This window comes from Geodermatophilus arenarius, assembly GCF_042654585.1.
Taxonomy (GTDB): Bacteria; Actinomycetota; Actinomycetes; order Mycobacteriales; family Geodermatophilaceae; genus Geodermatophilus; species Geodermatophilus arenarius.
Window position 1 is genome coordinate 104150 of record NZ_JBHSGR010000014.1, and the last position, 12360, is coordinate 116509.

Annotated in this window: 8 protein-coding genes; 5 read left to right on the plus strand and 3 right to left on the minus strand. The window is 75.0% G+C overall.

Annotation, left to right across the window (positions count from 1 at the left end; genetic code table 11):
• The first annotated feature begins 13 nt into the window (after positions 1-13).
• Both mshC and ACFO3M_RS13935 read left to right on the plus strand, forming a co-directional pair.
• Complete coding sequence (gene mshC / locus ACFO3M_RS13930; protein ID WP_387989627.1) at positions 14-1276, plus strand: cysteine--1-D-myo-inosityl 2-amino-2-deoxy-alpha-D-glucopyranoside ligase; 1263 nt, start codon at positions 14-16, stop codon at positions 1274-1276.
• Positions 1276-2307, plus strand: a complete 1032-nt coding sequence (locus ACFO3M_RS13935) for an HD domain-containing protein (protein ID WP_387989630.1) — start codon at positions 1276-1278, stop codon at positions 2305-2307. The genes mshC and ACFO3M_RS13935 overlap by 1 nt, the downstream gene beginning before the upstream one ends.
• Positions 2308-2485: 178 nt before the next feature.
• Here the strand turns inward: ACFO3M_RS13935 and ACFO3M_RS13940 are convergent, their stop codons facing one another.
• Entirely contained in the window at positions 2486-3349 is an 864-nt protein-coding gene (locus ACFO3M_RS13940; RefSeq protein WP_387989633.1) for a PAC2 family protein, read from the minus strand.
• Positions 3350-3509: 160 nt separating this feature from the next.
• Between ACFO3M_RS13940 and metH the strand changes: the two genes are divergently transcribed.
• Positions 3510-7322, plus strand: coding sequence for a methionine synthase (gene metH / locus ACFO3M_RS13945; RefSeq protein WP_387989636.1), 3813 nt, complete (start codon positions 3510-3512; stop codon positions 7320-7322).
• A gap of 99 nt (positions 7323-7421) precedes the next feature.
• Here metH and ACFO3M_RS13950 read toward each other — a convergent pair whose 3' ends face one another.
• Positions 7422-8183: a helix-turn-helix domain-containing protein gene (locus ACFO3M_RS13950; RefSeq protein ID WP_387989639.1), complete on the minus strand. Its 762-nt coding sequence runs from the start codon at positions 8181-8183 to the stop codon at positions 7422-7424.
• Positions 8184-8462: 279 nt separating this feature from the next.
• Between ACFO3M_RS13950 and ACFO3M_RS13955 the strand changes: the two genes are divergently transcribed.
• Positions 8463-9488: an NAD(P)-dependent alcohol dehydrogenase gene (locus ACFO3M_RS13955; RefSeq protein WP_387989641.1), complete on the plus strand. Its 1026-nt coding sequence runs from the start codon at positions 8463-8465 to the stop codon at positions 9486-9488.
• Positions 9489-9528: 40 nt separating this feature from the next.
• Here ACFO3M_RS13955 and ACFO3M_RS13960 read toward each other — a convergent pair whose 3' ends face one another.
• Positions 9529-9897 carry a nuclear transport factor 2 family protein gene (locus tag ACFO3M_RS13960; protein WP_387989643.1) on the minus strand — a complete coding sequence of 123 codons (369 nt, stop codon included), beginning with the start codon at positions 9895-9897 and terminating at the stop codon, positions 9529-9531.
• Between the two features lie 89 nt (positions 9898-9986).
• Between ACFO3M_RS13960 and ACFO3M_RS13965 the strand changes: the two genes are divergently transcribed.
• On the plus strand, positions 9987-12311 hold the full coding sequence (locus ACFO3M_RS13965) for a transketolase-like TK C-terminal-containing protein (protein ID WP_387989646.1): 2325 nt from the start codon (positions 9987-9989) through the stop codon (positions 12309-12311).
• Positions 12312-12360: the final 49 nt, after the last annotated feature.

Sequence of the window (12360 nt, forward strand, 5' to 3'; positions counted from 1 at the left end):
TAGGCTCGCTGACGTGCTCAGCTGGCCCGCCCCGCTCCTGCCGACCCTCCCGGGCCCCGGTCCGGTCCTGCGGCTCTACGACACCGCGCGCGGGCAGGTCGTGGACACCGAGCCCGACGCCGTGGCGCGGATGTACGTCTGCGGGATCACCCCCTACGACGCCACCCACCTCGGCCACGCCGCCACCTACCTGGCCTTCGACCTGGTCAACCGGGTGTGGCGGGACGCCGGGCACGCGGTCCACTACGTGCAGAACGTCACCGACATCGACGACCCGCTGCTCGAGCGCGCCGAGCGCGACGGCGAGGACTGGGTCGTCCTGGCCATGCGCGAGACCGCGCTGTTCCGCGAGGACATGACCGCGCTGCGGGTGCTGCCGCCCGAGGACTACGTCGGCGCGGTCGCGGCGATCCCGCTGATCGTCGCGCACGTGGAGACCCTGCTGGACGCGGGCCTGGCCTACGTCCTCGACGACGGCACCGGCGACGTCTACCACGACGTGGCGCAGGCACCGGGCTTCGGCGAGGAGTCCGGCTACGACGAGGCCACCATGCTCGCGCTGTCCGCCGAGCGCGGCGGCGACCCCGACCGCCCGGGCAAGCGCAACCGGCTCGACCCGCTGCTGTGGCGCGGCGCCCGGGAGGGCGAGCCGTCGTGGCCCGGCCCGCGCGGCATCGACGGCCGGCCCGGCTGGCACGTCGAGTGCGCCGCGATCGCGCTGGACACCATCGGCATGGGCTTCGACGTCCAGGGCGGCGGCAGCGACCTGGTGTTCCCGCACCACGAGTACTCCGCCGTCCACGCCGAGGCGCTCACCGGGACCAAGCCGTTCGCCCGGGCCTACGTGCACGCGGCGATGATCGGCCTGGACGGCGAGAAGATGAGCAAGAGCCGGGGCAACCTGGTGTTCGTCTCCAAGCTGCGCGGCGAGGGCGTCGACCCGATGGCGATCCGGCTGGCGCTGCTGTCGGGTCACTACCGCACCGACCGCGCCTGGACGCCGGACCTGCTGTCCGCCGCCGAGGCGCGGCTGGCCACCTGGCGGCGGGCCACCGCCCGCGACGCCGGCGCGCCCGCCGCACCGGTGCTGGCCGCGCTGCGCGAGCGGCTGGCCGACGACCTCGACAGCCCCGGCGCGATCGCCGCCGTCGACGCCTGGGCGGCCGCCACGCTGGCCGGGGAGGGCGAGAGCGACGACGGCGCCCCCGCGGTGGTGGCCGACGCCGTCGACGCGCTGCTCGGGATCGAGCTCGACACCGCGCTGCAGGAGGGCTGATGGGCGGGGGCTTCTGCTTCACCGACCGCGCCACGCGCGAGCGGGAGGAGCAGGGCCTCGCCCCGGCCGCGGCCCGGTCGGCGGCCACCCGCGGCCGCGCCGTCGACGAGCCCGAGGACCGGCTGCGCACCGCCTTCGAGCGGGACCGCGACCGCATCCTGCACGCCAAGGCCTTCCGCCGGCTCAAGCACAAGACCCAGGTCTTCCTCAACCCCGACGGCGACCACTTCGTCACCCGGCTCACCCACACGCTGCAGGTCACCCAGGTCGCCCGGGCCATCGCCCGCGCACTGGGACTGAACGAGACCCTCGCCGAGGCGATCGCGCTGGGCCACGACGTCGGCCACTCGCCGTTCGGCCACATCGGCGAGGACGCGTTCGACCCCTACGTCCCCGGCGGGTGGCACCACGCGGCGCAGGGGGTGCGGATCGTCGAGGTGCTGGAGCACCTGAACCTCACCTGGGAGGTGCGCGACGGCATCCGCGCGCACAGCTGGAAGATCACCCCGCCGCCGGCCACGCGCGAGGGGGAGTGCGTGCGGTACGCCGACCGGATCGCCTACCTCTCCCACGACGCGCTCGACGCCGTCCGCGCCGGGGTGCTGCGCGTGCCCGACCTGCCCGCCCGTGCCTGCGAGCTGTTCGGCGAGCCGGGCAGCGCGATGGTGGGCGCGATGGTCGACGCCGTCGTCGCCGGCTCCCTGGCCGACGGCGGCGCGGTGGTCATGGCCGACGAGCCGCTGGCCGCGATGGACGAGCTGCGGACCTTCATGTTCCGGCGGGTCTACCTGTCCGAGACCGCCGCGGGGCAGAAGCAGCTGGCGGTCGACGTCATCCGGCGGCTGGTCGACCACCACCTCGCCGCGCCCGGCCTCATCCCGGCGTCCTACCGGGACACCGAGGCCGATGTCGTCACCCAGGTCGTCGACTACGTCTCGGGGATGACCGACCGGTACGCGCTGGCCACCCACGACCGGCTCTTCGGCGACGACGCCGCCGCCCGCATGGCCCCGCTGCTGCGCCGCGAGTGACCCTGCGGCCCGGGGAGCGGGCCGTCGCCGGGTTCCCTCGTGCCCTGCCGGGCGGGCAGCACCGCCAGGGCACGGGGAACGCCCGCACGGCCGTCGCCGCGACCGTTATCCCCAACTCTGGTGCGCTAACGGACGGTGGGCGCCGCCGTGGGCGGAGTCGGTTGCCGGGAGGGGGCGCTCAGTTGGGGGAGGAGCCGCGGCGGCGGAGGTAGCGCTCGAACTCGCGGGCGATCTGGTCGCCGTCGGCCTGGGACAGGTCGGTCTCGGTGGCGCGCTCCTCCAGCGAGCGCACGTACTCGACGACCTCGGCGTCCTCCTGCGCCATCTCGTCGACGGTCTTCACCCAGTCGTCGGCCTGCTGGGGGAGCGCGCCGAGCGGCACCGCCAGCTCCAGCACCTCCTCGACCCGCTGCAGCAGCGCGACGGTGGCCCGCGGCGAGGGCGGCTGGGAGACGTAGTGGGGGACCGCCGCCCAGAAGCTCACCGCCGGCAGGCCGGCCTGCACGCACGCGTCCTGGAAGACGCCGAGGATGCCGGTGGGTCCCTCGTAGCGGGAGGTCTCCAGACCGTAGGTGCGCGCGGACTCCTGGTCGTAGGCCGAGCCGGAGACCGGGGTGGGCCGGGTGTGCGGGGTGTCGGCGAGCAGGGCGCCCAGCGCCACCACCGTCTGGACGCCGAGCTCCTCGCACAGCTCGATCAGCTCGGCGCAGAACCCGCGCCAGCGCATGTTGGGCTCGATCCCGCGGATCAGGACGACGTCGCGGTCGCTGCCCGGCGGGCGGGCCACGGAGATGCGCGTCGTCGGCCACTCGACGCGCCGGCTCACCCCGCCCACGAGCGAGACGGTGGGCCGGTTGACCTGGAAGTCGTAGTAGTCCTCGGGGTCGAGCGCCGCGAGGGGGGTGGCGTCCCAGATGAGCTCCAGGTGCTCGAGCGCCCCGGTGGCGGCGTCCCCGGCGTCGTTCCAGCCCTCGAAGGCGACCACCGCCACCGGCCGGTTCAGCTGGGGCAGGTCCTCGGGAGCGGACTTCGGGTCGATCACCCCTGCGAGCCTACGTCGGTCGGGCCGCCCGACCGGGGTGGCGCGGGATGGGAAGATGTCCCGGACGTCCCGGGTTGCTCCCCGGACCACCCGGCGTCGGTGTCGGGCACGCTCGCACAGGAGATCCCGGCACCGTTCCGAACGCACCCCGAGGATGCCCGTGACCGACGCCCCCGACCTCCGGCCCGACGCGACGGCGGAGCTCACCTCCCTGATGGAGCAGCGGATCCTCGTGCTCGACGGCGCGATGGGGACCGCGATCCAGCGGGACCGCCCGAGCGAGGCCGGCTACCGCGGGGAGCGCTTCGCCGACTGGCCGGTCGACGTCCAGGGCAACAACGACCTGCTGGTGCTCACCCGGCCGGAGCTGGTGGCGGGCATCCACCGCGAGTACCTCGACGCCGGCGCCGACCTGGTCGAGACCAACACCTTCAACGCCAACGCCGTCTCGCTGGCCGACTACGGCATGGCCGCGCTCGCGCGGGAGATCAACGTCGCGGCGGCCCGGTTGGCCCGCCGCGAGGCCGACGCGGCCACCGCGCGCACCCCGGGGAAGCCGCGGTACGTCGCCGGCGCGATGGGCCCGACCACCCGGACGGCGTCCATCTCGCCCGACGTCAACGACCCCGGCGCCCGCAACGTCACCTTCCCCGAGCTGGTCGAGGCCTACCTCGAGCAGGCCGGCGGCCTGGTCGACGGCGGCGCGGACGTGCTGCTGGTCGAGACGGTCTTCGACACGCTCAACGCCAAGGCCGCGATCGTCGCGCTGGAGACGCTGTTCGAGCAGCGCGGCCGCCGCTGGCCGGTGATGGTCTCCGGCACGATCACCGACGCGTCTGGCCGGACGCTGTCGGGGCAGACGACCGAGGCGTTCTGGCACTCGGTGCGCCACGTGCGGCCGCTGGTGGTCGGGCTCAACTGCGCGCTGGGCGCCGCGGAGATGCGGCCCTACGTCGCCGAGCTGGCGCGGATCGCCGACGCGTTCGTCTCCTGCTATCCCAACGCCGGGCTGCCCAACGCCTTCGGCGAGTACGACGAGGCGCCCGCCGACACCGCCGGCGTGCTGCACGGCTTCGCCGAGGACGGCTTCGTCAACGTCGTCGGCGGCTGCTGCGGCACCACGCCCGAGCACATCGCCGCAGTGGCCGCGGCGGTGGACGGGCTGCCGCCGCGCACGCCGCCGGCCGTCCGCCCGGCGCTGCGGCTGTCGGGCCTGGAGCCGCTGACCGTCGACGCCGACTCGCTGTTCGTCAACATCGGCGAGCGCACCAACATCACCGGCTCGGCCCGGTTCCGCCGGCTGATCCGCGACGGCGACTACCCGACGGCGCTGGCCGTCGCCCGCCAGCAGGTCGAGGCCGGCGCGCAGGTCATCGACGTCAACATGGACGAGGGCATGATCGACGGCGTCGCGGCGATGACCCGCTTCACCCGCCTGATCGCCGCCGAGCCCGACATCTGCCGCGTGCCGGTGATGGTCGACTCCTCCAAGTGGGAGGTCATCGAGGCCGGCCTCCAGCAGCTGCAGGGCAAGTCGATCGTCAACTCGATCTCGCTGAAGAACGGCGAGGCGGAGTTCGTCGAGCACGCCCGGCTGTGCCGCCGGTACGGCGCGGCCGTCGTCGTCATGGCCTTCGACGAGGACGGGCAGGCCGACACCCTCGAGCGCCGGCAGCAGATCTGCCGCCGCGCCTACGACATCCTCGTCGACCGGGTCGGCTTCCCCGCCGAGGACGTGATCTTCGACCCCAACGTCTTCGCCGTCGCCACCGGCATCGAGGAACACGCCCGCTACGGCCTGGACTTCATCGAGGCCACCCGCTGGATCAAGGAGAACCTGCCGCACGCGCTGGTCTCCGGCGGCGTCTCCAACGTCTCGTTCTCCTTCCGCGGCAACAACCGCGTCCGCGAGGCCATCCACGCGGTGTTCCTCTTCCACGCGATCGCCGCCGGCATGGACATGGGCATCGTCAACGCCGGCGCGCTGGAGGTGTACGAGGAGGTCCCCGAGCGGCTGCGCGAGCGCATCGAGGACGTCGTCCTGGCCCGCCGGCCCGACGCCACCGAGCGGCTGCTGGAGATCGCCGGCGAGTACGCCGCCTCCGGCGCCGCCGAGGAGGCCGCCGCCGAGGAGTGGCGGGCGCTGCCGGTCGAGGAGCGGATCACCCACGCGCTGGTCAAGGGCATCGACGAGTTCGTCGAGGCCGACACCGAGGAGCTGCGGCGGGAGATCGCCGCGCGCGGCGGCCGGCCGATCGAGGTCATCGAGGGCCCGCTGATGGGCGGGATGAACGTCGTCGGCGACCTGTTCGGCGCCGGGAAGATGTTCCTGCCGCAGGTGGTGAAGTCCGCGCGGGTGATGAAGAAGGCCGTGGCCCACCTCGTGCCCCACATCGAGGCGGAGAAGCAGCCCGGCGACACGGGGAGCGGGGACGAGCGCCGCACCAACGGCACCGTGGTCATGGCGACGGTGAAGGGCGACGTCCACGACATCGGCAAGAACATCGTGGGCGTCGTGCTGCAGTGCAACAACTACGACGTCGTCGACCTCGGCGTCATGGTGCCGGCGCAGAAGGTGCTCGACACCGCCAAGGAGGTCGGCGCCGACGTCATCGGCCTGTCCGGGCTGATCACGCCCTCGCTGGACGAGATGGTCAACCTGGCCGGCGAGATGGAGCGGCAGGGCTTCGAGGTGCCGCTGCTCATCGGCGGGGCCACGACGTCGCGGGCGCACACCGCGGTCAAGGTCGCCCCGCGCTACCACGGCCCGGTCATCTGGGTGAAGGACGCGTCGCGGTCGGTGCCCGTCGTCGCGGCGCTGCTGTCGGACGAGCAGCGCCCCGGCCTGCTGGCGGCCACCGAGACCGAGTACGAGACGCTGCGCGAGCGGCACGCCGCGCGCACCGACACCCGGACGCTGCTGCCGCTGGCCGCCGCCCGCGCCGCCGCCCCGGCGCTGGACTGGTCGGCCTACACCCCGCCGCGGCCGCGGATGCTGCTGCAGCAGACCCGCGACGTGTGCACCGGGCCCTCCTGCGACCACGCGCACGCCGAGGTCGGCTACACCCGCGTGCTGCGCGACTACCCGCTGGAGGAGCTGCGCGGCTACGTCGACTGGCAGCCGTTCTTCACCGCCTGGGAGATGCGCGGCCGGTTCCCCGACCTGCTGAACAACCCGGCCACCGGCGACGCCGCGCGGCGGCTGTACGCCGACGCGCAGGCGATGCTCGACCGGATCGTCGCCAAGCGCTGGCTCACCGCCTCCGGCGTGTTCGGGCTGTTCCCGGCGGCCCGGGTCGACGGCGAGGACATCGAGGTCTACACCGACGAGTCCCGCACGCGGGTGCGCGCGGTGCTGCACCAGCTGCGGCAGCAGACCGAGGGCCGCGACGGCACCCCGCGCAGGTCGCTCGCCGACTTCGTGGCGCCGAAGGAGACCGGGCTGCGCGACCACGTCGGCGCCTTCGCCGTCACCGCGGGCCTCGGCTCGGCCGAGCGGGTCGCGGCGTTCAAGGCCGCCCACGACGACTACTCGGCGATCATGCTCGAGGCGCTCGCCGACCGGCTGGCCGAGGCGTTCGCCGAGCGGCTGCACGAGCGGGTGCGCCGGGAGTTCTGGGGCTACGCGGCCGACGAGCGGCTGGACAACGACGCCCTGATCGCCGAGCGCTACCGCGGCATCCGCCCCGCGCCCGGCTACCCGGCCTGCCCCGAGCACACCGAGAAGCAGACGATCTGGGACCTGCTCGACGTCGAGGCCTCGATCGGGCTGCAGCTGACCGAGTCCATGGCGATGTGGCCGGGCGCCGCGGTCAGCGGGCTGTACTTCTCGCACCCGGAGGCGCGGTACTTCAACCTGGGCCGGCTGGGCCGCGACCAGGTCGAGGACTACGCCCGCCGCAAGGGCTGGACGCTCGCCGAGGCCGAGCGCTGGCTCGCCCCCAACCTGGGCTACCGCACCGACGACGACTGACGAAGGCCCCCGTCCTCCTCAGCGCCCGCACGCTCGGGACGAGCCCCGGGACGGGGCCGTCCCGGTGCTGCACCGGGGCCGTTCCGGCACGTCGCGGGGTCAGCGCTGGGGGACGGTGATCTCGTACTGGGCGATCTTGCGGTAGAGGGTCGCCCGGCCGATGCCGAGCTCCTCGGCGACGCGGGTCATCGTGGTGCCCGGCTCGGTCAGGCACCGCACGATCTCGTCGCGCTCGAGCCGCTCCAGGCGGGACAGCGCCCGCGCGCCGCCGTCGAGCACCTCCGGCGCCAGGTGGCGCACGTCGACGACGTCGGCGCGGGCCACCGCCTCCCGCACACCCGCCGCAGCTGGGCGACGTTGCCCGGCCAGCCGCAGGCGGCCAGCGCCCGGGCCGCGCGCGGGGTGAACGACACGTCCCGGTGCCGCTCCTGCCGCGCGGTACTCCGGCGCGGTGAGCACCGCGGGCTGCGGGCGCCCGGCGCGGCGGACCGTGGCCAGCCCCTGCGCCAGCTCGCCCGCGGCCCACGCCGGCAGCCGGTGCAGCCCGGAGACGATCACGCAGTGTCGCCGTCGCGCAGCTCGGGGGTCCACAGCTCCAGCCGCGGGGCGACGTCCCGAGGTGTCGTCGCCGATCGGGGCCAGCACGAACCCGGCGGGGTCGGCGAGCATCAGGCCCACCGGCTTGTCGGCGATCGTCGTCTGCAGGTCGGTGAGCACCCGGTGCGCGCACTCGTACAGCGGGGGGCCGGTGTCCGGCGTGCCGGTGAACACGGGCACGACCTCGTCGGACGGCACGCCGTAGCCCTGGCTGCGCCGCCACGACGCGCGCACCCGCGGGGCGCTGCCCCGGCCGGCCGGCACGGGGTCGGGCAGCGGCTCCGGTGCCGGACCAGCTCGTCCACGGGCACCTCCGGACGGCAGGACGCCGGTGTCCCGTGCCACGGGGAGGTACCCGCCGCGGCGGCGGGCGCGGCGTCTCCAGGTGAGACGCCGGGCCCGCTCGCGGCGGTCGCGTCCCGCGCTAGCGTCGGCGGCGAGCACGTGACCCAGCTCACGCCCGGAGCCGACGGAGGCCGACGGATGTACACCAGGGACGGCGAGCAGTACGACCGTCCCCCGCTCCCGCTGGAGGTGCGCTAGATGAAGGCCGTGCGCGTGCACGAGTACCACGCCGACCCCTCGATCGACGAGATCCCCGAACCGCAGCTCCGGGGCCCCCTCGACGTGATCGTGAAGATCGGCGGCGCCGGGGTGTGCCGCACCGACCTGCACATCCTCGAGGGCCAGTGGGCCGACCTGCAGAACCCGGACCTGCCCTACGTGATCGGGCACGAGAACGCCGGCTGGGTGCACGCCGTGGGGGAGGGGGTCACCAACGTCGCCGTCGGCGACACGGTGATCCTGCACCCGCAGCCCAGCTGCGGCCTGTGCGCGGCCTGCCGCGCCGGCCGGGACATGCAGTGCGAGAACGCGTTCTTCCCCGGGCTGAGCAACGACGACGGGGGGATGGCCGAGTACCTGCGCACCACCGCCCGCGCGTGCGTCAAGCTCGACCCGTCGACCGACCCGGCCGGCGTCGCCGCGCTCGCCGACGCCGGCATCACCGCCTACCACGCGGTGCGCAAGGCCCTGCCGCTGCTGTACCCGGGCACGACGGCGGTCGTCCTGGGCGCCGGCGGCCTCGGCCACATCGGCGTGCAGTGCCTGGCCGCGCTCTCGGCCACCCGGGTCGTCGTCGTCGACCGCAACCCCGACGCCCTGGCGCTCGCCCGGCAGATCGGCGCGGACGAGACCGTCGTCGCCGACGGCGGCCAGGTGCAGGCCGTCCAGGAGCTGACCGGCGGGGGCGCGGACGTCGTCTTCGACTTCGTCGCCGAGCAGGGCGCGGAGATGGACGGCTGGCGCATGACCCGCCCGGCCGGCTCGTACTACGTCATCGGGTACGGCGGCGAGCTGCGCATCCCGACGCTGGACTTCGTCGCCGGGGAGAAGAACGTCGTCGGCAACATCGTCGGCACCTACACCGACCTGGCCGAGCTGATGGTGCTCGCCCAGGCCGGGAAGGTCACCCTGCACACCCAGCGGTACCCGCTGGACCGGGCCGTGGACGCGCTCCGCGACCTCGAGGCCGGGAAGGTGCGGGGACGCGCGATCCTCGTGCCGTGAGCGGGCGCGGCCCCCGGCCCGCCCCGGCCGGGGGCCGCGTCTACCCCTCCCCGCCCACCTGCTCGAGGTCCATCCGCGACACCAGGTCGCCGCTGAACCGGTAGACGTGGCGCACCGTCTCCCGCGAGAGCACGGTGCCGCCGGGGTCGCGCACGGTCAGCGCCACGGTGACCGCGACCGAGCCGTCCGGGCGCTCCTCGACGCCGGTCGGCCGCACCAGCGGGCGGACCTGCGCCCACTGCCGCTCCCAGTAGTCCCGCACGCCGTCGTGCCCGTGCACCCGGCCGCCCTCCCAGCCGTTGGGCCAGTCCACGTCCGGCGCCATGGCGGCCACCACCGCGTCCAGGTCGCGGGCGGTGAACGCCCGGTAGAGCGAGCGCAGCAGGGCGGGGCGGTCCGGGGTGGTCACGGGGAGCGACGGTGGCACACCGGACCTCCCTCCGGGAGGAGCGCGCGTCCGCGCGATGCTGGTCGTCCGCCCACCCGACAGGAGTGACCATGACGCTCGCCGCCCCGCGGCCCCCCGCCACCGGCTCGGACGACGCCGCGCTGCGCGAGATCGAGCAGCGCGTGCTGTGGCTGGCGACGGCGATCGTCGACCACGCCAACCGGGTGCGCCCCAACCCGAGCGGTCTCAAGGTGGGCGGGCACCAGGCGTCCAGCGCCTCGATGGTCACGATCATGACCGCGCTGTGGCTGGAGCAGCTGGCCGCCGACGACCGGGTGAGCGTCAAGCCGCACGCGAGCCCGGTGCTGCACGCGCTGGAGTTCCTGCTCGGGCAGCTGGACGCCTCGTGGCTGACCACGCTGCGCGAGTTCGGCGGCCTGCAGTCCTACCCGTCGCGGCTGAAGGACCCCGTCCCGGCGGACTACTCGACCGGCTCGGTCGGCATCGGGGCCACCGCGCCGATCTGGGGCGCGCTGGCCCGACGCTACGTCAACACCCAGTTCGGCGCCGGCGGCACCGGCCGGCAGTGGTCGCTGGTGGGCGACGCCGAGCTGGACGAGGGCGCGGTCTGGGAGGCCGTGCTCGACCCGATGGTCGCCGAGCTCGGCGAGGTGAACTGGATCGTCGACCTCAACCGGCAGTCGCTGGACCGCGTCGTCCCGACCATGGGCGCCACCCGGCTGCAGGGCATGTTCACCGCGGCCGGCTGGCAGGTGCTCACCGTCAAGTACGGCGCGCTGCTGGAGGAGCTGTTCACCCGGCCCGGCGGGGCCGCGCTGCGCGACCGCATCGACGGGATGAGCAACGCCGAGTACCAGCGGCTGCTGCGCCGCACGCCCGCGGAGGTCCGCCGGGAGCTGCCGGGGGACGGGCCCGGCGCGGCCGCGGTCGCCGGGCTCGTCGCCGACGTGGCCGACGCCGACCTGGTCGCCGCCGTGCGCAACCTCGGCGGGCACGACCTCACCGCGCTGCGGCAGGCGTTCGCGCGGATCGACGACACCCGCCCCACCGTGGTCATCGCCTACACGCTCAAGGGCTACGGGCTGGCCACCGAGGGCCACCCGCAGAACCACTCCGCGCTGCTCACCGAGGCCCAGCTGCACGAGCTCGCCGCCCGCGTCGGCGTCGACCCGGCGCAGCCGTGGGCCGGGTTCCCGGCCGGCAGCCGCCCCGCCGACCTGCTCGCCGCCGCGGCGCGGCGGCTGACCCGGCCCCCGGTCGACGACGCCGTCGCCCCTCCGGTGCCGGCCGACCTGGGCCGCACCCCGTCGGGCACCGCGACGACGCAGGCGGCGCTGGGCCGCACGCTGCTCGACCTCAACCGCGCCGCCCCGGAGGTGGGCCGGCGGGTGGTCACCGTCAGCCCCGACGTGTCCAGCTCGACCAACCTCGGCGGCTGGGTGAACAAGGTCGGCGTCTGGTCGCACGAGGACCGCCGCGACTGGTTCGCCGACGACGCCGAGACGATCCTGCACTGGCGGGAGAAGCCCTCGGGCCAGCACGTGGAGCTCGGCATCGCCGAGACCAACCTGGTCGGCGTCATCGGCGAGCTCGGCGCCACCTGGTCGCGGTGGGGCCAGCCGCTGCTGCCGGTCGGCGTCCTCTACGACCCGTTCGTCGAGCGGGCGCTGGAGCCGTGGTCGTTCACCATCTACGCCGGCGGGCAGTCGCTGCTGGTCGGCACGCCGTCGGGGGTGACGCTGGCGCCCGAGGGCGGCGCGCACCAGTCGGTGACCACCCCGTCGATCGGGCTGGAGCAGCCCGGCTGCCTGTCCTACGAGCCGGCGTTCGCCCTCGACACCGAGTGGTGCCTGCTGGCCGCGCTCGGCCAGATGGGCCGCCCCGGCGGGCAGTCGGCGTACGTGCGGCTGTCCACCCGCCCGGTGGACCAGGCGCTGGCCGCGGTGCCCGCCGACCCGGCCGCCCGGGAGCGGCGCCGCCGGCAGGTGGTGGCCGGCGGCTACCCGCTGCGCCGGGTGCCGCGCCCGGCGGTGACGCTGGCCGCGATGGGCGCCGTCGTCCCCGAGGCCCTGGCCGCCGCCGAGCGGCTGGACGGGCTCGGCTTCCCCGCCGACGTCGTCGTGGTGACCAGCCCCGGCCTGCTGTTCCGCGCCGTGCAGGCCCGCCGCGGGCTGGACGACGCCGCGCCGTGGGTGCTCGACGGCGCGTTCCCCGCCGACCGGGCCGCGCCGCTGGTCACCGTGCTCGACGGGCACCCGCACACGCTGGCGTTCCTCGCCGGGGTCCGCGGGGTGCCGGCGGCGCACCTGGGCGTCACCCGGTTCGGCCAGAGCGGCGACCTCGACAGCGTGTACCGCCACCACGGCCTCGACGTCGACTCGCTGGTCGGCGCGGCGCTCGACCTCGTCGACTGAGCGGAGCGCGCCGCGGCCCGTTCCGCGGGCCCAGGAGATCCAGTCGACA